The sequence below is a fragment of the Shewanella livingstonensis genome (genome assembly GCF_003855395.1).
Taxonomy (GTDB): domain Bacteria; phylum Pseudomonadota; class Gammaproteobacteria; order Enterobacterales; family Shewanellaceae; genus Shewanella; species Shewanella livingstonensis.
The window spans coordinates 1,429,513-1,453,531 of sequence record NZ_CP034015.1 but is presented as its reverse complement, the minus strand read 5'-3'; the positions used below and the strand labels follow the sequence as shown (position 1 = coordinate 1,453,531).

Annotated in this window: 18 protein-coding genes; 10 read left to right on the top strand and 8 right to left on the bottom strand. The window is 41.9% G+C overall.

Features of this window, described 5'->3' with window-relative positions; all coding sequences use genetic code 11:
• The first annotated feature begins 420 nt into the window (after positions 1–420).
• The 4 genes from EGC82_RS06275 (at position 421) to EGC82_RS06260 (ending at position 6,074) form a co-directional block, all read left to right on the top strand.
• Positions 421–870 (top strand): DNA polymerase III subunit chi, encoded by a 450-nt coding sequence (locus tag EGC82_RS06275; RefSeq protein ID WP_124730006.1) that lies wholly within the window; start codon positions 421–423, stop codon positions 868–870.
• Positions 871–903: 33 nt separating this feature from the next.
• On the top strand, positions 904–3,810 hold the full coding sequence (locus tag EGC82_RS06270; RefSeq protein WP_124730005.1) for a valine--tRNA ligase: 2,907 nt from the start codon (positions 904–906) through the stop codon (positions 3,808–3,810).
• 219 nt (positions 3,811–4,029) lie between these two features.
• Complete coding sequence (locus EGC82_RS06265) at positions 4,030–4,368, top strand: PBPRA1643 family SWIM/SEC-C metal-binding motif protein (RefSeq protein WP_124730004.1); 339 nt, start codon at positions 4,030–4,032, stop codon at positions 4,366–4,368.
• 170 nt (positions 4,369–4,538) lie between these two features.
• Positions 4,539–6,074, top strand: a complete 1,536-nt coding sequence (locus tag EGC82_RS06260) for an MFS transporter (protein WP_124730003.1) — start codon at positions 4,539–4,541, stop codon at positions 6,072–6,074.
• A gap of 565 nt (positions 6,075–6,639) precedes the next feature.
• On the opposite strand, the gene EGC82_RS06255 is transcribed toward EGC82_RS06260, so the two are convergent.
• From EGC82_RS06255 to EGC82_RS06245, 3 genes are all read right to left on the bottom strand, one after another.
• Complete coding sequence (locus EGC82_RS06255) at positions 6,640–9,060, bottom strand: OmcA/MtrC family decaheme c-type cytochrome (RefSeq protein WP_124730002.1); 2,421 nt, start codon at positions 9,058–9,060, stop codon at positions 6,640–6,642.
• Positions 9,061–9,395: 335 nt separating this feature from the next.
• Positions 9,396–10,352 (bottom strand): LysR family transcriptional regulator, encoded by a 957-nt coding sequence (locus tag EGC82_RS06250; RefSeq protein ID WP_124730001.1) that lies wholly within the window; start codon positions 10,350–10,352, stop codon positions 9,396–9,398.
• Positions 10,353–10,416: 64 nt separating this feature from the next.
• Positions 10,417–11,130, bottom strand: coding sequence for a 16S rRNA pseudouridine(516) synthase (locus EGC82_RS06245; protein ID WP_124730000.1), 714 nt, complete (start codon positions 11,128–11,130; stop codon positions 10,417–10,419).
• 81 nt (positions 11,131–11,211) lie between these two features.
• Between EGC82_RS06245 and glnD the strand changes: the two genes are divergently transcribed.
• Both glnD and EGC82_RS06235 read left to right on the top strand, forming a co-directional pair.
• Positions 11,212–13,860: a [protein-PII] uridylyltransferase gene (glnD, locus tag EGC82_RS06240; RefSeq protein WP_124729999.1), complete on the top strand. Its 2,649-nt coding sequence runs from the start codon at positions 11,212–11,214 to the stop codon at positions 13,858–13,860.
• A gap of 169 nt (positions 13,861–14,029) precedes the next feature.
• On the top strand, positions 14,030–14,530 hold the full coding sequence (locus tag EGC82_RS06235; protein ID WP_124729998.1) for a YcxB family protein: 501 nt from the start codon (positions 14,030–14,032) through the stop codon (positions 14,528–14,530).
• 111 nt (positions 14,531–14,641) lie between these two features.
• Here the strand turns inward: EGC82_RS06235 and EGC82_RS06230 are convergent, their stop codons facing one another.
• Positions 14,642–15,244 (bottom strand): uracil-DNA glycosylase family protein, encoded by a 603-nt coding sequence (locus EGC82_RS06230; protein WP_164839195.1) that lies wholly within the window; start codon positions 15,242–15,244, stop codon positions 14,642–14,644.
• A 113-nt stretch (positions 15,245–15,357) separates the two neighbouring features.
• On the opposite strand from EGC82_RS06230, the gene EGC82_RS06225 reads away from it, so the two are divergent.
• A complete protein-coding gene (locus EGC82_RS06225) occupies positions 15,358–15,603 on the top strand; it encodes a hypothetical protein (protein WP_124729996.1) in 246 nt (81 codons plus the stop codon).
• 80 nt (positions 15,604–15,683) lie between these two features.
• Here EGC82_RS06225 and EGC82_RS06220 read toward each other — a convergent pair whose 3' ends face one another.
• Entirely contained in the window at positions 15,684–16,067 is a 384-nt protein-coding gene (locus tag EGC82_RS06220) for an MAPEG family protein (RefSeq protein WP_124729995.1), read from the bottom strand.
• A gap of 423 nt (positions 16,068–16,490) precedes the next feature.
• On the opposite strand from EGC82_RS06220, the gene bufA2 reads away from it, so the two are divergent.
• The 3 genes from bufA2 to EGC82_RS06205 all read left to right on the top strand — a co-directional run bounded on the left by bufA2 (position 16,491) and on the right by EGC82_RS06205 (position 18,845).
• Positions 16,491–16,943 carry a BufA2 family periplasmic bufferin-type metallophore gene (bufA2, locus tag EGC82_RS06215; protein ID WP_124729994.1) on the top strand — a complete coding sequence of 151 codons (453 nt, stop codon included), beginning with the start codon at positions 16,491–16,493 and terminating at the stop codon, positions 16,941–16,943.
• A 145-nt stretch (positions 16,944–17,088) separates the two neighbouring features.
• The gene (gene bufB / locus EGC82_RS06210; protein WP_124729993.1) at positions 17,089–18,033 is read left to right on the top strand and encodes an MNIO family bufferin maturase; all 945 of its coding nucleotides are present in this window, start codon (positions 17,089–17,091) and stop codon (positions 18,031–18,033) included.
• Positions 18,034–18,035: 2 nt separating this feature from the next.
• Positions 18,036–18,845 (top strand): HvfC/BufC N-terminal domain-containing protein, encoded by an 810-nt coding sequence (locus tag EGC82_RS06205; protein ID WP_124729992.1) that lies wholly within the window; start codon positions 18,036–18,038, stop codon positions 18,843–18,845.
• Positions 18,846–18,855: 10 nt separating this feature from the next.
• Here EGC82_RS06205 and EGC82_RS21715 read toward each other — a convergent pair whose 3' ends face one another.
• The 3 genes from EGC82_RS21715 to EGC82_RS06195 all read right to left on the bottom strand — a co-directional run bounded on the left by EGC82_RS21715 (position 18,856) and on the right by EGC82_RS06195 (position 23,932).
• A complete protein-coding gene (locus EGC82_RS21715) occupies positions 18,856–18,987 on the bottom strand; it encodes a hypothetical protein (RefSeq protein ID WP_279630026.1) in 132 nt (43 codons plus the stop codon).
• 2,141 nt (positions 18,988–21,128) lie between these two features.
• Positions 21,129–22,526 carry a sensor histidine kinase gene (locus EGC82_RS06200; RefSeq protein ID WP_124732574.1) on the bottom strand — a complete coding sequence of 466 codons (1,398 nt, stop codon included), beginning with the start codon at positions 22,524–22,526 and terminating at the stop codon, positions 21,129–21,131.
• Between the two features lie 2 nt (positions 22,527–22,528).
• Positions 22,529–23,932: a sigma-54-dependent transcriptional regulator gene (locus EGC82_RS06195; RefSeq protein ID WP_124729991.1), complete on the bottom strand. Its 1,404-nt coding sequence runs from the start codon at positions 23,930–23,932 to the stop codon at positions 22,529–22,531.
• Between the last annotated feature and the right edge of the window lie 87 nt (positions 23,933–24,019).

Below are 24,019 nucleotides of genomic sequence, written 5' to 3'. Positions count from 1 at the left end.
TTGATAATCACAAAATAGAGGTCTGTTACGACCGCTTCACGACCCGGTTCAGCTTATCCATTGATCAACAATGGGTCTTTAGCAGACTACTGCTGTTAAGCCCATGGCGTAAACAGCAAATAATGATTAATAACATCCCCTACAATTTAACCATTAGGTGGTTTGTGTTGTGACGTTCAAGCTTAACGCCAGTTCAAACATCGCCTCAACATCCATCCATCACAGAGCTATTACCGCAACGGCGGAGAAAATCCATTATGATAGCAATATACGTCGGATTAATAAGCGCGATTAAACTGACCTTAATGATATTGAGCTATTCCAACGTCATATGAATATCCCATCACACTGCCATTAACCCACAGGCGATTTTAGTGTAAACTCGTGCCCAACTTATTAACCTGTCAAAAGCATCACAACATGACTCAAGCTATATTTTACCTTATGCCTGATAATCATAATCAAATGAGTGCATTAGATGCGCTCTATTTAGCTGCGTGCAGGTTAGCTGAACAACAATATCGTCAACAAAAAACCGTCTACATTCACTGTAAAGATAAGCAGCAAGCGTATGCGATTGACGAATTACTGTGGCAATTTGAGCCCAGTGCCTTTGTGCCGCACAATTTAAAGGGTGAAGGCCCTGTAACCGGTGCCCCTGTCGAAATTGGTTTTGACACCCTAGGGCCTAATAAAAGTCGCCAGGTTCTGATTAATCTTGCAGACCAGATGCCCAGTTTTGCGGTAAACTTAGCCCATATTATCGATTTTGTCGCTAATGATGATGAACTCAAGCGCATTGCCCGCAATCGCTATCGTCAATACCAGAATGTTGGCATTACGCCCAATACTCAAGCATTAGCTGAATAAACACTTAATTTAGATAGAGAACATAACGCTCCTATGGAAAAAACATACAACCCAAAGTCTATCGAACAAGCCCTTTACCAGAACTGGGAAGAGCAAGGTTACTTCAAGCCACATGGTGATGAATCACAAGGTAATTATTGCATCATGATCCCGCCACCGAACGTAACCGGTAGCTTGCACATGGGACATGCCTTCCAAGACACCATCATGGATACCCTAACCCGCTTTGAGCGCATGAAAGGTAAAAATACCTTATGGCAAGTGGGCACAGATCATGCTGGTATCGCGACCCAAATGTTGGTTGAGCGAAAGCTTGAAGCCGAAGAAGGCAAAAATCGCCATGATTTAGGTCGAGATGCCTTTATCAACAAAGTGTGGGACTGGAAAGAACAGTCTGGTGGTACTATCACCAAACAGCTGCGCCGCATGGGCGCATCGGTTGATTGGGAACGCGAACGTTTCACCATGGATGAGGGCTTATCAAAAGCCGTTCAAGAAGTGTTTGTTCGCCTATACGACGATGAACTCATTTATCGTGGTAAGCGCCTAGTAAACTGGGATCCAAAGCTGCACACCGCTATTTCAGACCTTGAAGTTGAAAATAAAGAGAAGCAAGGCCACATGTGGCATTTCCGCTATCCTTTAGCCCAAGGTGCATTAACAGCCGACGGTAAAGACTACCTAGAGGTGGCCACTACGCGTCCTGAAACCATGCTAGGTGACAGCGCAGTTGCCGTACACCCAGATGACGAACGTTATCAATCACTCATTGGTAAATTCATTTTATTGCCTATCGTTAATCGTTTAGTGCCGATTGTTGCCGACGATTATGTCGACATGGAATTTGGCACCGGTTGCGTAAAAATCACCCCTGCCCATGACTTTAACGACTATGAAGTCGGTAAGCGTCACGCACTGCCTATGTACAATATCTTCACCTTAGATGCTGCGGTTCGCGGTTTTGTTGAAGTGATTAACACTGATGGCACGCCAAACAAAGGCATCGAAATTGCGCTTCCTGAGCGTTATGTTGGCTTAGATCGTTTTAAAGCCCGTGATGCTATTGTGGCTGAATTTGACACATTAGGCTTACTTGAAAAAGTGGCACCTCACGCCTTAAAAGTACCTTATGGCGATCGCTCGGGTGTAGTGATTGAACCATTACTAACCGACCAATGGTATGTTGCCGTTCAGTCAATGGCAAAAACAGCGATTGAAGCGGTTGAAACTGGCGAGATCAAGTTTGTACCACAACAATACGAGAACATGTATTTCTCGTGGATGCGTGACATTAAAGACTGGTGTATTTCACGTCAGCTGTGGTGGGGACATCGTATTCCAGCCTGGTATGACGAAAACGGTAAAGTGTATGTTGGCCGTAACGAAGCAGAAGTGCGTGCTAAGCATAAATTTGCTGACTCAGTAGTATTACGCCAAGACGATGACGTATTAGACACCTGGTTTAGCTCGGCGTTATGGACCTTTTCAACCTTAGGTTGGCCAGACAACTTAGAAGATTTAAAAACCTTCCACCCAACGGATGTGTTGGTTACCGGTTTTGACATCATCTTCTTCTGGGTTGCCCGTATGATCATGATGACCATGCACTTCATTAAAGATGAAGACGGCAAGCCGCAAGTGCCTTTTAAAACGGTTTATGTTACCGGTCTTATCCGTGATGAAGCTGGCAACAAGATGTCAAAATCTAAAGGTAACGTGCTTGACCCATTAGACATGATCGACGGTATCGACCTTGAAACGTTAGTGACTAAGCGTACTGGCAACATGATGCAGCCACAACTTGCTGCAAAAATTGAAAAAAGTACTCGTAAAGAGTTTGCCGATGGTATTGAGGCCCATGGTACCGATGCACTGCGCTTCACCTTAGCAGCAATGGCATCAACCGGCCGAGATATCAACTGGGACATGAAACGCCTAGACGGTTACCGCAGTTTCTGTAACAAGTTATGGAACGCGTCACGCTATGTGTTAATGAACACAGAAACGCAGATTAATCCTGATAGCGATGAAGCTGGCGAGCCGTTAGATTGTGGCCAACGATTAGTTGATGGCAAACCGGGGCCAATGGAATTGTCGTTAGCCGACCGTTGGATCATTGGTTTATTTAATCAAACCGTCAAAACCGTTGAAGATCATATGGCTGCTTTTCGTTTCGACTTAGCCGCTAATACATTATACGAGTTCACCTGGAATCAATTCTGTGACTGGTATTTAGAACTGACTAAACCGGTTATGCAAAATGGCAGCGAAGCGCAAATGCGTGGCACTCGCCACACTTTAGTCAATGTGCTTGAAAAAATGCAGCGCCTAATGCACCCTATTATGCCATACATCACCGAAACGATTTGGCAACGCGTCAAACCGTTAGCGGGCGTAACTGGCGATACTATCATGCTAGCATCGTTCCCAACTTATCAAGCAGATCAAGTTGATGCGACCGCGATGGCCGATCTTGAATGGGTTAAGCAAGTGATTGTAGCAGTACGTAATATTCGTGCAGAGCTTAACATTGCCCCATCAAAGCCGCTTAATGCGTTACTGCGTGGTGTGAGTTACGAAGATCGTATTCGTCTTGAAGCAAACCAAACATTCTTTGCAAGTTTGGCTAAACTCGAAACGATGACCATTTTAGCAGAGGGTGAAACAGCGCCAATGTCGAGCACGCAGTTAGTCGGTAACATGGAACTGTTAATCCCAATGGCAGGCTTAATCGATGTTGGTGCAGAAATGGCCCGTATCGACAAGCAATTAGACAAGCTTGCCCAAGAGATTGCTCGTATTGAAGGTAAATTATCTAATCAAGGTTTTGTGGCTAAAGCCCCAGCGGCGGTGATTGATAAAGAGCGCGCTAAGATGGCAGATTTAACTCGTGATATTGAAAAGTTAAACGAGCAACAAGTCGAGTTGGCTAAAATTTAATCTAAACAATACATTATTGCCTTAAGCTTTACTCTGTTTACGCAAAGCGTTCCTCAAAAAGCCAGCAAATAACTCGCTGGTTTTTTATCTTTGTTGATGTGACCCATAACAATAATATGACGTTTATTTAGTTCAAAATTGAAACTTTGATATCTCAATTTACATTTTTGGTGTATAAGCTTCGGCCAATATCATCAATCTATTTAATAGGCCAAAACCATGTCTGATAAATTCTTTTTTAAAGGTCGTCAAACCCCTAAACCGGCCTATGGCGAAAGTGGTTATAACACCAAACGCGCAGCCAAACTTGGCACCGAAACATTACCGCTTAATTTGTCGGTTCAAACAGAAGCGCGCAAAATTGAAGTTGCCGCAATGGTTGCTGAAAAACAATTATTTGCCAATATTACTATTGATACCGACAAGCCAGAAAATATTATTGATTTAAGCGGTATATTAAATAAACCAAAAACGGTCAGCTTTGAAGCTAAACCTAACCGTAATGATGCTTGCCCTTGTGGCAGTGGTAAAAAATATAAAAAGTGTTGTGGCGCCTAAACCATAATAGCAAAATTGGCGAGTTGACAGTTAACGTGCCAATGATTAAATACTAAAGCGGATCTTTTGATCCGCTTTTTTTATTGGCTTTGGATATTTACCAAGAACTTAGGTACAGTATCAGCCTTTGTTATAAAAATGATATCGAACATAAAATAAAAGGGTGACTTATGAGCACTAATTCACACTCAGGCAACGATCTGAGTGAAGTAAAACAATTGGGAATGTGGGCAGCAATAACCAGTTTAGGCTATATATTTTGGCTTGTCGGTGGCATGGAACTAGTAGAGCGCATAGCCTATTATGGCGTAAAAGCCAGTGCGGGATTGTATGCTAAGACACCAGTATCAGAAGGCGGACTGGGCATTAGTTTAAGTGATTACGGTATTATTATATCCGTATGGGCATTACTGCAAACCTTTATTCCAGTATTAACTGGCGGTATTTCTGACCGTGTAGGCTATAAAGAAACCATTTTTGTTTCTACCATAGTTAAAATCTGTGGTTATTTAACGATGGCTCTTTTCCCTAGTTTCTGGGGGTTTCTTGCTGGAGCAATGCTATTAGCTATAGGCACCGGGGTATTTAAACCTGGTATTCAAGGCACTTTAGTACTGTCAACAAACCGTAATAATACCTCAATGGCTTGGGGTATATTTTACCAGGTTGTTAACATTGGTGGTTTTCTAGGTCCGTTAGTTGCTGTGCACATGCGCCAATTATCTTGGGACAATGTATTTTATGCTTGTGCAGCGATTATCTCGTTTAACTTTTTATTTTTACTGGCTTATAAAGAGCCCGGTAAAGAAGATCGTTTAGAACGTGCGCGTCAAGTTAAATCAGGGGAGATAAAGCAAGAAGCACTGTGGAAAGATGCCCTTAGAGAGCTAAAAAAACCTGTAGTGATTTACTATATGTTAGTGTTTGCCGGTTTTTGGTTTTTATATAACTCATTATTTGATGTATTACCGATCCACATTGCTGAATGGGTTGATACCAGTGTCATTGTTACCTCTTTATTTGGCCCAGAAGGTACCAGTAACGGCATATTACAGTTCTGGTTAGGACTTAATAATGACGGCACTAAAGTGATGCCAGAAGGTATGCTTAATCTCAATGCCGGGATGATCATGACCACATGCTTTATTGTTGCTGCTCTTACCGCTAAATATCGCATTACTACTGCCATGTTTGTTGGTTGTTTATTGAGTATTTTAGCCATTGCCTTAGTCGGTGCGTTTAATGCTGCTTGGATGATCGTATTGGCTATTGCGATGTTTTCGGTCGGTGAGATGATGATAAGCCCAAAGAAAAACGAGTTTATGGGTAACATTGCGCCTGAAGGTAAAAAAGCCATGTACTTAGGTTTTGTCATGCTACCCCAAGGCATAGGTTGGACTTTAGAAGGTTATTTTGGCCCTAAACTGTATGACATGTACGCTTCAAAAGAGCGCATCGCTCGTGAAGCCTTATCTGAACATGGTATGAGCTTAACGGATATCGCCAATATCCCCCAAGGAGAAGCCTTTAGCCGTTTAGTCAGTGCCACAGGTCAAGATCCACAAGCATTAACTCAGGCTTTATATCATGCCAACAATATCGGCATGGCTTGGTATATTATTGCAGCCATTGGCATTATTTCCGCGGTAGGCATTTTCATCTACGGAAAATGGTTATTAAGGATGCAGCGTCAACAAATGGCGTAAAGAACTAGTCGAGTATAAGGGAAGTAGCATTACTTCCCTTTTTCTATTAACGATAACGTCACTTTCATCAAACCTTCATTAATATCAAGCCACAATAACTTGTCATGCCATAGCAAGAGCCTAGCTCGCTAGGACGCTGCGCGGCTAGAATCTATAAAATCTGAACAGCGAAGATGTCACTCCCCCATATCGCAGCATTCGCTTTGATCATTTTCTAGCAGCGAAGCAACCTTAGCAGGACGAAGTCCATCCTAGCAGCGAAGCGACCTTAGCAGAACGAAGTCCGTCCTAGCAGCAAAGCAACCCTAGCAGCGAAGCGACCTTAGCAGGACGAAGTCCGTCCTAGCAGCAAAGCAACCCTAGCAGGACGAAGTCCGTCCTAGCAGCAAAGCGACCTTAGCAGAACGAAGTCCGTCCTAGCAGCAAAGCAACCCTAGTAGGACGAAGTCCGGCTTATTACTTCACTGCAGCATTAATGGATAAAAAATAAAATAAAAAAAGAGGGAGGCATTGTTGCCTCCCTCTTGCTTATTTTCTTAAGTGATGATTAAGAAGTTTTTGAACACTAGTGCGCTGCACCAGAGTGAACTTTGTCAAGACCGTAAGTTTTACCTTCAGCATGACAAGTTGCACATGATTCAATAGGTACACCGGCAGCTGTTGTGACGTTGTCGCCAAAGACTGTCGCACCATTACTCTTAAAGTGAGCAAGAGCGGCAGCACCAGAGTGCGCGTGACAACTGCGACATGCTTCAGCTACTGGAGAAATAAACTCGCCAGGAACACCATCAAATTGATTATCATCTACTTCGATGGCAGTTCTACCAGAGGTTAACGTGCCAGTACCAGAGAAGAAAGCCATCGCATCGCCAGCAGCATTCTCATCTTTATGACAAGCTTGGCAATTGGTTTTAGTCGCAGGATAGTTAACTAATTCATCATCTGTTCCTAAATAGATGCCTGCTCCAGTAGAGCCAGCAAACAATCCACTGTGGAAACGGTGAGCAACTGTTGCTAAATCACGATTGTAATACTCTAAACCTGGAATTACTGCAAATGTAGGTTCGCCTGTAGCATCAACACCAGACTGCTTGTAAACATCTGCATGATAAGAGCCAGCATAGTTGTTGTTGTGACAATCAGCACACTGGGTAAAGTTAGTCACACCATGGTTAGGTGATTTAACGTGGGCTAAGTTGTCGTGACAAGCATTACACTTCATTTCATCAGCCGTTGTGCGGTCATTACCCACCTGCGTAGGTGAGCTATAAGCAGTCAATGCAGGGCTTACAAAACGTAAGTTGGCTTCCGTTAATACACCTGTAGCAGCGACAGTATCAAACATGAAGAACTTGGTGACTATGTTAGCAGGAGCGGCAACATCACAAGCACCAGTATCGGTACCCGCGCCAGACGTTAACATAGTATTTACCACAACCTTGTGAGTTGTTGTATTACCACACATGTTCATTTCTGAAGACACTGAAAGTGTTTTACCATCTAATTGATTTGCAGTAAGTGTTTTAGCTAAGGTTAGTTTGCCACCTTGGACTATAAACATTTCTGGATTAGAAGCAGTATTGATGCTTAAACCACGTAAGTAATCACCATTACTATCAAGTGTACCAATTAAGATATCATCACCTGATTTCGCTTTGTTTAGGTATTGCGTTAAATCAGTACCATCAACAGCAACAACGCCGTTTAATTTAACATCAATAACGACAGTTAATACGTCAGCAGCAACATTTGCAGAAACAACGTCTAAAACTAAACCATTTTCAAAAACGTCACGACGATCAACACTGTGCGCCTGGATTGGGCTTAAGCTACCAGCACCGTGACAACCAGAACAAACAGCGTCGCTTGAAGGAACAATCCCTTTATGGTTTTCACCAGTTTCAAAGTTCACCGTTAAGTGACATGATACACAAGCTTCAGCATAGACATTGTCGTTCCATTGGGTGCCATTATCATGGCAAACAGTACATTCAGTTGACTCAGCAGGGAAACCAACTTCGCCCCACATCTCTTTAGCTTCGCCTTCTAGTCCCTGCCATTGAGCAAGTTCCTTACCCATATGAATGGTGTGGATCATCGCATTGAAGTTAACGTTAAAACCAACATCAGGATCATCTTGTCCACCAGCATAGGCTGGGTTATGACAAGCGACGCAGTTTTCAACTTTTTGGTAGTTATGGTGAGCACCAATGTTGGCAATACGCATATCAGTATCAGCGTAACCTTCCATTGGGCTATGACACTTAATACAGGCAGCATTAGACACAGAGTCTTTTGCTGAAACAGCGAGTTCCCCAGTAGCAGGAATAAAATCTACTGGAGTTGATAAAATCTTATCACTTACTGCTGTACCGTCAGCCATCGTAACGTCATAGGCACGAATAAACACTCGCACTAAATCATTTGCATCACCACTCGCTAATACCACAGGCGCATTACCATCATGTGCCCAAGTACCAATGTAAGTACCAGGATTAGTTGCATCTTCAACTAATGTACACGCATTAACAACCGCACCACCTCGAGCAGTTGCAGTGCCTGTTAGCGTACAATACATGCTACTGCCAAAATCATTAGCAAGCGCATGGTTGGTCCATAACATTGGTGCACCAGTGTCTGTAGTATTAGCAGACTGGCTGGTGACATATAATGCCACTTTTTCAAGTCCAGAATATGGAACATCAGCATTACCAGTGCCTTTACCCGACACGGTAAATTTGACGTTAAAAGGATCGCTACCGACAACAACAATATCTGTTGGCGCAAGTTGCAAATTAAAGTCATATGCATTTTCAACAGTAGTAACCGTTAGTCCTGCAGAAGTACCGTCGCTACCAGTAGCACCATCAGTACCCGCGGCACCTGCAGCTCCGTCAGCACCATCACTGCCGTCAGAGCCACAACCGGTCACACCTAACGCTGCAATAAACGCTGCAGCAAGTAATGTTCTATTATATTTTTTCATTTTAAATCCCCCGATTTAAATGTGTAGGTTTTACACCTACAAGCTATAGGGAAATAGAACAAAACACCCGTGTACTGTCACAAACCTGTGATGTTTGGTTGCAAATTCGTTAACAAGAATCGATAGTTTTAGTTTTAGGTATCCACAAAAATGAAACTGCCAATTGCAGATTATGTAACCCTAAAGGGGTATTTGATGAGGGGTAAAACGTAAATAAAGAGAAAGATATAACAGAAAACAATTAACCTATTGAATAATAAGTATTAATGAACATAGAAAAATTATAGTTGGCTAAACTAACTATGCCAAATCGGATTCAGCCACTCAATTAACATTTATACCAACAGCAACTTAATGATATCAATTATCATTTGTTTCATGTCTGACGAGTAACGACGATAATGTTCTGCACGCTCAATTAAACAATAACTTGGCATAGCCATAACGTTGTTCAGCTTATTAAATTCACTGTCTGGCAGCCTTTCTACTCGTAGTTGTGGGATTTGTTGTGCAAACGAACCTTCATTACAAATAGTAATGGCTAAACTGTCCATGGTCAGCATATGCCAATACCAATCTTCTAGGTTTCGGACACATTCGATATCTTCCAATAGTAAACCATCGGTTTGGCAATAAAGCTCTAATGGATCGATACGATTATTAAAACCTTTACAACGTAAATATACGATAGAGTGTTGAATAATATCTTCTAATTTTATGTGTTCAGCGCCAGCCCAAAATACATGATTAACGTTACCGACAACACATAAAGACCTCACATTAGCTATTGGGGAAGCCTCTAAACCATGGGCATCTTGGGTTTCAAAGCCAATACCAAAATCAAGTTCACCATTATAAATTAACTCTTCAGTATCGGCTTGCCAACTGTGCAATTTAACTTTACCAATAATCTCTCTAGGTATATTACTTAGTGCAATAGCAACACTGGTAATAATGCTCGGCGATACCGCAATATGTAAAATAGGGGTTTGGTGATGGCTTAATCGGTCATCAGCCACACGCTCAATTTTGCTCACCATATCGCATAGCTGGCATACCGGTAGATACAAGCGTTCGGCTAGTGGTGTTGGCTTTAAACCTTGTTGGCGGCGAAAAAACAATTCGTCATTAAAAATAGCCCTTAATGATGTTAAACATCGACTAATTTTAGGTGCAGACACCGCAAGCTCTTTGGCGGCAAAATTAGCAAAGCCAGTCTCGTAAATAAGCTTAAACACCAACAAACTAAATACATCTAATTCGCTGACCTTTTTTAATGCTTGAATATCCACATGTCACCTAATCTGCTGTAATAAAGCAAATAAATTAACATGTAATCAAATAAAAAAAGTTGATCTAGTGCTGAAAAACGCTATCAACTTCAGCTTTTGTTAATGAACGAAATTCACCCGGGGTTAACTGGTTATCAAGCATGATCTCACCAACTGATTCTCGATGCAGCGCAAGCACCGGATTACGAAAACGACCAAACATACGCTTAACTTGATGATACTTGCCTTCACGCAACACCACTCTAGCTAGGTGACTTGATAAAACAGTGAGTTGTGCCGGTAAGGTAGTAATATTTTCATATTCAAAATACATTCCATTAGCAAAAGCTTCGACGTATTGTTGATCGAGCGGATTAGCTAAAGTCACTAGGTATTTTTTATCGACTTTATGCTCTGGTGCCATCAAAGCCTCTGACCATCTAGCATCATTAGTTAACAACAATAACCCGGTAGAATGTAAATCTAATCGACCAGCAATATGCAGCATATCTGTATTAACACCGATCATTAAACCTAATGCTGTTGGATGTTTATCATCAATCGTTGCACTTACCACACCGTCAGGTTTATTAAGCATATAGTATTGCTTTTGATAATGGCGCAGTACCACACCATTACACTCAATATGGCTAAACTCATTTATTTGTAAGTCTGGTGACTTAGCAAACTGGCCATCGACCAGCACTTTATTGGTGATTAACAATTCACGCACGGCTTTTTTCGAGACCTGTAATGTGCCAGCAATAAATTGATCAATTCGACCTCGTTTAGACACCATAAAACCTCACCAATATAGAATGATACCAATTTGTTTAAGAATACCTTATTCTGTTAAAAGGCAAAAACATTAAGGAGTAACATGCTTTCGCAACCTGCTAGTACAGTTTTGCGCTCAGATATGACCAGCGCCGAATTAAAACAGGCGATTAAGTCACTGGATCAATATTTACAAGATAACATTTTTCAAAGTGCAATTAATGACACCTTGAATAAGCGATCGCAGTTTTTCGATGCGCTGTTATGCCAACTTTGGCAACCCTTCGAATTAGACTCTGCTCGTATCTCGCTCAACGCTGTTGGGGGTTATGGCCGACAAACTCTACATCCTTTCTCAGATATCGACATTTGCGTTATTCATGATGGGCTATTAACGCCTACCGAAGCCGCTTCTGTTAGTCAGTTTCTTACGCAGTTATGGGATTTAAATCTCGACTTAGGCCATGCTGTGCGTAGCTTAGATGATACATTCCAAGCATGTAAAGATGATGTAACCATTGCCACCAGTTTACTGGAAATTCGCCACTTATCGGGTAACAGCCAACATCAACAACAGGTGCTTAATGCTCTGTACGGCCAAGATTTATGGCAAAGCCAAGCGTTTTTCAATGCCAAACTTAGCGAACAACAAGAGCGCCACGCCAAGGCACAAGGCACCTCATACAGTATTGAACCCAACCTTAAAACTAGCCCTGGCGGGATGCGTGATATACAAACCCTTAGTTGGGTTGCTCGTAAGCATTTCGGCGTTGCCAATATGCAATCACTTCGGCGCTTTGGTTTTTTAACCAATGACGAATATGCAGAGCTAATGGAATGCCAACACTTTTTATTTAGAGTGCGCTTCGCTTTACATCAATCAGCCCAGCGCGGTGAAAATCGCTTATTACTCCAATACCAAGCTGAAGTGGCTAAATTAATGGGTTTCGGTGATGGTATGCCCATCGGCGAAAGTGGCAATATTGCCATCGAAAAAATGATGCGCCAACTGTTTCGCGCCATGAAACGCATCAGTGAATTAAACAAAATTTTAATGGCGTATTTCCAACGAGAAATTATTCCAGAGCTCAATCCAGAGATTATTGTGATTAACGATAATTTTGAAATTGTCGATAAATACATTCACGTTCGCGACGAAACTGTGTTTATCGATCGCACCCAAATTATGGCGTTATTTGAATTTATCGCGATTCACCACGACAAAATAATCGGCATTACCGCTGAAACCTTACGATCACTGCGCCAAGTAAGACGCCGCTTAATGGGCGACTTACAAGACTTTCAGCGTTGTCGTGAACAATTTAAAGCTATCTTTGTACACCCTCAAGGTATGGGACTGGCGATTACCTTGATGCATCAACACGGCATTTTAGCGTCTTACTTACCGCAATGGCGTGAAGTCGTGGGCCAGATGCAGTTTGACTTATTCCATGCTTATACCGTTGATGAGCATACCCACAAGGTGCTTAAAAACATTTACACTTATGCTAATGACATCAAAACCTTAGATAAAGATCTCGCTTTAGCGGCTGATCTTTATCAAAAAATGTCCAATAAATCGACGTTACTGTTCGCAGCATTATTTCATGATTTAGCCAAAGGTCGCGGCGGTGATCATAGTGAATTAGGCGCGGTCGATGCCAGCTTATTCGCTAAGTTTCATGGCTTAAAAGCCTCACAAGAAAGACTCATTTGCTGGTTAGTAGAACATCATTTATTAATGTCTATTACCTCACAACGCATGGACATCTACGATCCTGAAGTGGTTAACGCATTTGCCAAAAAAGTCGGCACATTAGCACGTTTAGATGCCCTGTATTGCCTGACTATTGCTGATATTCAGGCAACCAATGATGACTTATGGAATGACTGGAAAGCATCATTGCTTAAAGACTTGTATTTTGTCACCCGAAAAGCACTTCGCAATGGTTTTGAAAATATTCTGCAACTGCGTACCTTGGTACGAGAACACAAACAAGAAGCGCTAAGTTTATTAGCCGCTGATGAAGACAATAGCGAAGAAATTAAGACATTATGGCGTCGATTACCTATCGCCTTTTTCAGTAATGCTGAAGCTGATGATATCGCCCGCTACACCCAAGCAATGATTAATCATGATCAAGCGCCAACAACAGATAATCAATACAACACTCTTATTTTACTCGACGATGTGGTGGTAAAAGGCTGCAGTGATGTGTTTGTGTACACTAAAGATCGGCATGGTTTATTTGTTAAATTATTCAATACCTTAGCAACATTACGCATTTCGGTTAAACAAGCGCAAATTGCCCGAACTAAAGACGGATATGTGGTAGAGTCGTTCAAAGTACTCGACTTTGATGAAAAGCCCATTACCAGCGAGCAACGCCGCAGACAAGTTATTGATAAATTACATCAAGTACTCGACCATGGTATTACGTTACCGAAAAAACGTCAGTCCAGACGGCATCAAAGTTTTGATAATCAACCTAATATTGAATTTTTGCATTCACGTAAATCGACTCGCACTTTAGTCAATGTGTCAGCGTTAGACACCAGTGAATTTATGGAACAAATTGCCAGTGCATTTAGAGAGTTGGATTTAAATATTCACTCAGCCACCATCAGTACAGTCGGTGAGCGGGCAGACAATGTGTTTTTATTATCCAATAAAGACGATCAGCAATTAACGCCTGAACAACAACAGCAACTGTCGGCAACATTAATGCAAGCCATCACTTCAGACGAATAATCGTTATAAAAGAGCCCGCTTTATTCATATCAATAAAGCGGGCTCTTTTGATCGTTAATGTATTTTCAACACTGTTTATGCCGGTAAGTTTACGCCAGAACGAGTTACTTTGAGCAAACCGATGACTATGCGATAATCACGTCCATCAACTGCCGTTAGTTAGGTCATCATGTCACAAGCCTTTAGTTATACTGCTGAATATATACTGGATAAATCGTACTTTGAAGAATGCTATCAGCAATCTGTTAATCCCAGTCCATCACCTAAACGTTTTATTAAAACAAGCCTTTTTGCACTGATTGGCTTAGCAATATTAATGTTTGACTCAATAAGCCCTACCGCTATGAGCACTAAAGAAACCTACTATTTAGGCTACTTTTTTATTGGTTTAGCGGTGGTTGAGTTTTTAAGTATTCGCTTTAATAAAACCTGGTGGTTATGGCGTCAAATGATGAGTAAAGCTGCTGGTGAGCATGTCAATCTAACCATAGATGATAATGGTATCAATAGTCAGTCGCTGCATGTGAATCAACTAATTTTGTGGACAGATATTTATCGGATCACTGAAACCGATGTTGGATTGTTAATTAAATTGCAAAAAACCACTACCTATTTATCTAAACGTTGCTTAGATAAAAATGCTATCGACTTTATGTTAGAAAAACAATGATCTAGATACAATCACCTAGAGGTCATGCCTAAAAACATGACTCAGAAAACAGACCCAAAACGGCTATATAAAAGCTATAAAAACGACAAATGAAACAATCTTGTCTTTTTATCACGCTAAGGCAATGGCAACACGTTGACGAATATGACTCAGTAACTCATCTTCAAACCATGGGTTACGACTAAGCCAAATATTATTGCGCGGGCTAGGATGTGGTAGTGGAATGTAACGCGGCCCAAACGTGCGCCATAGCTGTACGGTTTCAGTTAATGTTTTAGGCTTGTTAGGTAGATAATATTGCTGGGCATATTGCCCTACTAGCAACACCAATTGCACTTGAGTTAAGTGTTGCAGTAACAAGTCATGCCACTTAGGTGCACATTCTGAACGAGGGGGTAAGTCGCCTGATCTCCCCTTGTTATTAATGGTACTTGCAGTGTAACTGCCAGGATAACAAAAGCCCATCGGCATAATCGCAATTTGCTTAGCATCGTAAAACACCTCTCGAGTAACACCTAACCACTGGCGTAATCGGTCGCCACTGGCATCGTCAAACGGAATCCCAGACAAATGCACTTTACGCCCAGGTGCTTGGCCAATGATCAGCACTTTCGCTTGCGGATCAATTTGCACCACAGGCCGCACACCATCGACTAACTCAGATGCACAAAGCTGGCAATTTTTAACTTGAGTCAGTAATGGTGTCATATCAATATCTTACTTTTTGCATATAAAATCATTAAAAGCCCATAAATCTCTCTATCCAAGGGAACTAAGCTGCAGTAGTATTTGTCCAAATAACAAAGTTCTCCCTAGAAGGAACAACCATGCAATCATCATGTCTTACTCGTACTACATTAGCCGCAATATTAGTCAGTAGCCTAGCCATCAGTTTTAGCGCAGCCGCCCTTCCCCAGGCGCCGGTAAAAGATGTGGTGTCATTAAAAGACGCCTGCCAGCAAATTGCTTTAGAGGATCAACTCCCTGAAAGTGAAGTCGCGACCTTTCTACTTGATTGCGTAAACGACCAATTAACTGAAATGGGCTACCAACGTGTTTCAAGTCTAGATTAATCCAATATTATTGATACTTACGCAGTAACTAACCCAATAAAAAACGCCGTTAAGGCGTTTTTTTTATCGTTTAGTAATACTTAAAATGCTTGGCAAAATATACCAATAGAGGCACCGATCCCAACAAACCACGACAATGACCGCAGAGTGCCGTAATTCAATAAGTACATAACATGGTAAACCAGCCGCGCAACCACATGCACAATAGCTAATAACGCAACGACATCGGTAACATTATGAGTCATTAACGCTGTTAACACTGCAATGCCAAAAATAATCAACGACTCAAAAGCATTTTGATGCCCTGCATGCGCTCGTGCACCATAACCGGTTAACTCAGCTTGTTGCGCCCGCGGATGATTATTATCATATTTGCCCAATTTAGCCATTGCCATTGCTAACGGTACTTTTGCCGCGTAAGGCAGTAACAGGGCAATCAATAAACATATCAGTATCGTCTGCATAATCTATCCTTAGTTTTTAGTTCTTATAATAATTAGTATTTCTATTCTTCGCGATTTGGCGAATATTTTGGCTAGCAATACAGGTGGTCAAACAATGCGTTCAAACAATGTTGTCGAATAATGTAGCCAAAAAAAGCGTTCAACACAACATCGATAACAAGCTAAGCCGCAGCATACTTAAGCATTACATCAATAAATCATATACAGAAAAATATATTTATTTCACCTTATAAATCAATCACAAGTGAACACACTCACAATATTTCAGTCACTAATCTACACTTTACTTTGAAAGATATTGAGCCTCATCACGGTCAATACTAATAACTCCTAACAAGTGTGATAGCTGCAGCAAATCAATCTTGAGAGGAGTTTACAAGAATAAGCAGTCAATATAATAATCACAATGGTAAGGAATACATCATGAATACCAAAATTCAAACTAGCCTATCTGGCGCAGCATTAGCACTAGCAATGGCCAGTTTATCGGGTCAGGCAATGGCAGCAGAAACAGCACCAATGGCTGCTGGCGAAACTGATCTAGTTCATTGTTACGGCGTTAACGCTTGTAAAGGTCACAATGACTGTAAAACGGCTGACAATGCCTGTGGCGGTATGGCGAGTTGTAAAGGTACGGGTTTTGTTGGCATGCCAGCTAAAGCTTGTGCTGATGTTGGCGGTACGCAAAAAGATGATTGGGTAGGCAAGGTGACTAAAGCAGACTTAGTCCATTGTTACGGCGTTAACGTGTGTAAAGGCCATAACGATTGTAAAGGCGCAGACAACGCGTGTGGCGGCATGGCTAGCTGTAAAGGCACTGGTTTTGTTAGCACGACTGCAAAATCATGTGGCGACATTGGCGGTAAAGCAAGCTAAGTCGGTTTAGTCTGGTGGCTCTGTCCCGTATTATCCTTTCAGGGCCATCAACTTTTTAGAAACTACCAATTCAATGCTAAGCCAATATTAACTTAATGTTTGCCCCACTCAAGTTCGAAACAGTTGCATTTAAATAGGATATCCCATGCCAGATACGCGCATTACAGAAGACTTTCTCGGATTTGGCTTAGGCTTACGCACTGATCACTTCGAGCATATTTTACAGCATCAACCAGACATTGATTGGTTTGAAGTGCTGTCAGAAAACTACTTAGTTGCTGGCGGTAAACCGCGTTACTATCTTGAAGCGATTGCTGAACAATATCCTGTGGTAATGCATGGTGTGTCGATGTCAATTGGCAGCACCGACCCATTAGATATGGACTACCTTAAGGCATTAAAAAAGCTCAGCAATGACATTCAACCCAAATGGATATCTGATCATATTTGCTGGACCTCTATTCACGGTGTCAACAGCCACGACTTATTACCGCTGCCTTATACCGAAGAAACCGTTAACCATGTGGCACAGCGCGTTAAACAAGTACAAGACGTACTCGGTCGTCGTATTTTATTAGAAAATGTGTCGAGTTATTTGTCTTACCAAGACTCAACCATGGATGAATGGGATTTTTTAAGCCAAGTGGCTGAAGCGGCAGATTGCTTGATTTTACTCGACATCAATAATATTTATGTCAGCGCCCGTAATCATCATTTTAACCCTCTCGATTACCTTAAAAAAATCGATCCTCGCCGAGTACAACAATTTCATTTGGCCGGCCACACAGATTATGGCGACTATGTTATTGATACCCACGACCACGATATTCCGCCATCCGTATGGACCTTGTACCAAGCCGCACTTGAACGTTTTGGGCCAGTAAGCACCATGATTGAGCGCGATGCTAATATTCCAGAATTCCCGGCGTTATATAATGAATTACTTGAAGCAAAACATATTGCACAGTTAACCTTACCCGAGCATCCAGCATTAGCCCGCTCACGTTTTGGCTCAAGTACTCTGAACCCTAAAGGTAAGCCAGCGTCTGCATGCAGCCACCACGCTACTGCGCAAAGGATCAGGGGGTAAACATGAGCCGTTTAGCTGAAATTCAACAACAATTTATGCAATATTTACTCTCTGAAGAGACAAGTGATAACCACAGCCAACGTCAAGCGGCGATGCAACACAATGTCTCCGACCAAGCTGGGATTAGCGCTGATATTCGCCTTGCTATTTATGCCAACGCTTATCGAATTCGTTTAAAAGAAACCATCGAAACTGATCATCAAATTCTAGGGCTGTATTTAGGTGATGATCTGTTCGACAAAATGGCTGCGGACTATACCCGCGCACATCCTTCTAGCAATAAATCATTGCGCCAATTTTGTGATGCTCTGCCAGAATTTTTGCAACAAGATGACTTTTTTAAACAGCATCCAATCATTGCTGATTTAGCCAGATTTGAACGCCGCCTGCTAAATGCCTTTGATGCTGCAGACAGCTCGCGTGCAAGCTTTAACGACTTACAAGCAGTGCCACCCGAACAATGGCCAAGCTGTTGTTTACGCTTTCATCCTAGCGTGCAAGTGTTTACTTGCCATAGTAATGCCGTGGAAGCTTGGCAAGCATTAAAAGTGGATACAGCGCCGCCAGAACCAGACTATTTATCGCCTCGGGCATGGTTACTATGGCGCGGTCAATCACGCCTAACTGAGTTTGCCTCATTATCGGCTGCACAACATGCATTACTACTGGGGTTTATTCAGGGCAATGACTTTGCCAGCCAGTGCGAGCAAATGCTGGAATGGCATGATGAGCAGCATGCACCAATGATGGTATTACAAACCCTGCAAGCCTGGTTTCAACAGGGTTTAATTCGAGCTGTAGTGAGTAAGTAGCTAATTTACGTTAACTCATTTCTGGACGTGCTTGATAACTACCTTCTCGTCGTCCCAGCAGTGCTTTTGAGCCTGGATCCAGGTGTTTGTACTTTTGTGCTTCTTTATTTATGGCCTGCGCCACGAATGCTTTAGATCGCAAGGTTCTACCCTGCACGGGCCAAATACTTTGTCATTCCGGCAATGTTTTGAGCCGGAATCCAGGTGTTTGTCCTTTTTTTATGGCCTGCGGCCACTAACGTCGTGGCGCTTCGCCCACACCAGACCAAGAGGAAACCAACGGCTGTTCCCTCTTGGAACTCCCAGCCGCCACATCAAAATTATCTGAACAGCGATAATTTCGCGACGTGGTTGAATCCAGCTTTTAACTTCGTCAGTGTGTTCTTCGGCCTTATTCGAAAATGCTAACGCTTCAGATGGGGCGTCCCTTCCCCTCCAAAGCTAGCTCGCCATCCATGGCTAGCTCACGTCATTTTCTTCAACGGCCTCAAGTTCAGAGTTGAATTTTGGCATTTCAAGCTGAGGCATTTAACTCATTTATGGACAGATGTTAGCTTAAGTGGCAAGTTTTGAACCATTTTTATAAAAGTTTTACCTGACCCCACTAAATTAGTTTTGTGCATTAACAGGTGACAAGTGAGAGTCATTTTGATAAAACCTGTTTTGCATTCATTGCATTTACTCGTGGCTATTTTTGTTTGGCGATAAATTTGATTTCAAAATGCCATGAATGCTCCTCAGATTTCAACCTATCTTGTTATTTTTATTCATTATTTTATGGGTATTCGTCAGGCTCAGGGTAAAAGAACTCCCCTACAAAGACGCTTAGCATTAAAGGGCAAGCCTCTTAAAAATCTCGAAAAAAAAACGTCTCGATGTGAGACGTTTTTACATATAAGTTACATTATCGTAGATATGAAGCTAACTAAATGATAAAGACTTAAAATCATTGTAAACAATGAATATCGTTTAAGTTTATAGTTACTGATAATCGTTATATTAACAGTGACTTGAACTATATTACGTTTGTACATTTGGCCTCCTTATTAATATCGGAGGCACATTTATTTTTTGATATGCTTGCCATCGAATACTGACTTAACATATATTGGTTTCAACGGATTACCGTTGAACTTTCTAAGTACCCAATAAGTAAATGCGCCAGTGTTAACTTATTAATGTAGAAAGTATCGTTCCTAGGCGATACTTTCTACACCCCTTTTCTTGCTTGAATTGCTAACCTTCCTAAAAAATACAAACACAACATATAGATAAGATTAACCTTCGAGATACAAGATAGTGAGGTTTGAGCTGATTTGCAAGCCACAATTTCATTAACTTCTTGTGGATAAGTTGAGGATAAAGGCCAGGGTTAGTAACGGCTAACCCTAGACCCCAATTTATATAGTGTTTTTCATCATTGATGTTTATTTATGCGATAAATCAGAAGTTTTTGATCGCTAAAATAAGCAGCATTCAAAAACTTATGTCTATATTTAGATTGATTTCTACTGTTATTTGATCTGTTTTGAAATAACTTCGCACAATGAGAATTATGCAAACCTCAGCCCTTTCAGGGCTGTTTTTGAGTGGGATATTACGGTGAAACTTGACCCCATCAATATAATGGTGGATTAACGCCAAATAAGTCAGAACGTTTATATTGGAATGACTCTAAAACCATGGCCATTTTTACTTGACCACTTCGGTTCGTACTATTGTGTATTAGTAAAAGTAAGTTAACAGCCTTGTTACTTAACAATACGACTAATCTTTAGTAAAGCATAAAGGGGCATAAATGACTTACATTTATTGCTTGCAACAGTCCAAATTCAACTCTGGACTTGAGGCCGTTGAAGAAAATGACGTGAGCTGGCCATGGACGGCCAGCTAGCTTTAGAGGGGAAGGGACGCCCCATCTGAAGCGGTAGCATTTTCGAATAAGGCCGAAGAACACCGACACGCGGTCAAAAGCTGGATTCAACCACGTCGCGAAATTATCGCTTTTCAGATAATTTTGATGTGGCGGCTGGGAGATTCAAGAGGGAACAGCCGTTGGTTTCCTCTTGGTCTGGTGTGGGTGAAGCGCCACGACGTTGATGGCCGCAGGCCATATCTCTAAACAAACCTTGGGGTAAAAACGTTTTACGGCTTCAACTCACTTGGAAAATATTGCTCTAAATGATCAAACGTTATTATCAATAATCAGACATTATTATGATTTATCAAACTTTTATATAAACGCACAGTTAACCGTCACAGTTAAGCCTGATAAATCAAATGTTAGCCCTGCTGTACAGGCAACCATACTTTGACGCTTAAGCCACCCTCTACGCGGTTTTGCATGCTAATTCGGCCACCGTGCGCTTCGATAATTTCGCGGCATAATGGTAAACCTATGCCAGTGCCAGATTGCTTGGTCGAATAAAAAGGCAACAAAGCTTGTGATAACACTTCGCTAGACATGCCACTCCCTTTATCTTCCACTTTAATCAATAAGCCAACAACCGGATGAGTTATTTCCTCAAAAATTAGCGCGACACTTTCAGCACTTGCACCTGACTCATGGGCATTTTTAAGTAAGTTAATCAGTACTTGTTCTAACTGCACCGCATCAAGTTTTATTGGCGTTTGCGGTAAAGGTGATAACACCTTAAAGGGATATTGCTGCGCTAATTGCTGGGTCATCTTAGTCCAATCAATCAAGGCTTTTTGTGGCAACGGCAATTTAGCAAACTGGGCATAATGAGAGATAAATAGACTCAGGTGTGTGGTGCGATTTTCGATGGTATCAAAAATCAATTGTAGCTTGCTGTCGTCTAAGTGTTGAGTTAAAAACTTACCGGAGTTGACCATAGAAGCAATGGGTGCGACCGAGTTATTAAGCTCGTGGCTGATAATTCGAATCACCTTTTTCCACACAGCCACTTCTTGGCGGTTAAGTTCTTTGGTGAGCTGTTTAAGCAAAATTAAATGGTGCTGCTGATTGTTTTGAGTAAAGCGGCCACGAGAGATATGCCAGGTTTCAATATCGCCATCATCAGCAATGGTATCAACATTATGTTCTCTAGAACTATTATCGGTACTGCCATTCCCACTCCCATTATGATGAGCATGATTAGCGTTACCACCCATCGAAAACAGCCCTTCTTGCTCACTGTTTAACGCGGTTTTAAGTGCTTCTGGCAACATCACTATCAGCTCAGGCAACAACATACCTTCCACTTTTACGCCGTGATTAAACAAATGCCTTGCAGCACCATTGGCATAAATAACCCGCTGATTATCATCAATCAATAGCATGACATTAGGTGAGTTCTGAATCACCTTATCGAGCATTAACTCGCGCTGATAAATAAACTGTCGCTCACTACGCAATTTTGCCGACGCTTGGTTATATAAGCTCACTAGCGCATCTAATTGTGGTTCGCCGTAGGGATGCAGCGACACACTAAAATCATTATCTTTAAAGTTAAGTAGACCGATTTCCAGTGCTTGCAGACTTTCACTTAACCGTCTTGTTAGCCACATACTGCAAAAATAACACACCGCCAGCATCACAATAATAGCCAACCATAAGGTGTCATCACCCAATGTAAGCCACACTAAAGCCCCTGACATCGCCCCCAAAAGGCAGCTCAACATGTTACTGAACAGCAGTTTAGTGCGCAGTGATAACATCATTATTTAGTTACCTTAAGGCCATATTTCTCCATACGGCGATAAAGGGCTTGTCGGCTTAAGCCAAAGGATTTTGCTACTCTGGCAATGACACCATTGTATTGCACTAAGGCGTCTTCTAGCTGTTGCTTATCCGGTTCGCAAATCGACTGAGTATCATCAATGCCCCGTTCTTGTTGACCAAGTTGATGTTCAACAACAAGCGCATGCTGGGTAGCTGCGCCGCCATTAGCTATCGCCATCAAGCCAAAGTCATCAATGGTTAATTGTGGTGACTTAGCTAACAGCGCCGCCCTTTTGCAGGCATTTTCTAATTCACGCACATTACCCGACCAACTATGATTAATTAACGCCTGCTGGGTCGACTTATCAAGGCTAAAATTGGCACCAATAAAGTGTTTCACTAACGGTAAAATATCGTCCTGGCGTTGATTCAATGGTGATATGGCTAGCTCAATGACATTTAAGCGATAAAATAAATCTTCACGAAAACGCCCATGAACAATGTCATCGGCAAGATCGGCATTGGTTGCACTAATCACCCGCACGTTCACTTTACGGGTTTGATGGCTGCCTAAGCGTTCAAACTCACCGGTTTGCAATACCCGCAATAGTTTTACCTGGCCAGACAATGGCAAATTACCAATCTCGTCTAAAAATAATGTGCCCCCATCGGCGGCTTCAAATCGGCCCATGCGGGTTTTATTGGCGCCAGTAAATGCGCCGGCTTCTGCACCAAACAGCTCTGCTTCTAATAAGTCCATTGGTAACGCCCCAATGTTGACCTTAATAAAAGGTTTATCTTTAAGCGGGGAGTTAGCCTGTAAAATGTCGGCTATTTTGTCTTTACCCGCGCCATTTGGGCCGGTGATCATCACCGACACATCAGAGCGTGCCACTTGTAAGGCTAAATCGACACAACGCTGCATTGCCCCACTACCAAAAATTAAACCACATAAATCGGCGTCATTAATGGCCGACATGCGTTCACTGTCGATACGCGTTAATTGGTTGTTTTGTTGGGAAAGTCGATAGATAGATAATAGGTTGCTAATGCTGTTCAACAACTTAGCGTCATCCCACGGTTTACCCATGTAATCAGCTGCCCCAGCTTTAACTAACTCGACTGCGGTTTCTAACTGGGTCCATGCTGTCATTAAAATAATCGGTAAATTGGGCTGTAACTGACGCAATGCGTAAAACAGTTGCTTGCCCTCTTCACCCGAGGTGGTGTCGCGGCTAAAGTTCATGTCTTGGATCACCAAGCTGATCTCTTTGTTAGTAACAATCTCAACAGCCGCTTCAGGCGTGTGACAAAAAATTGCCTGATAACCATGCAGTTCAATCATTAACGCAAGCGCTTGGCAAATGGCGTGATTGTCATCAACAATTAAAATATTATCCATTAGAGTATGTTTTAGTCCAATTAGGTTATTGCTATACAAAAATATGTTTACACAACAGCATGTTTATACGATGAAATCATTAACAAT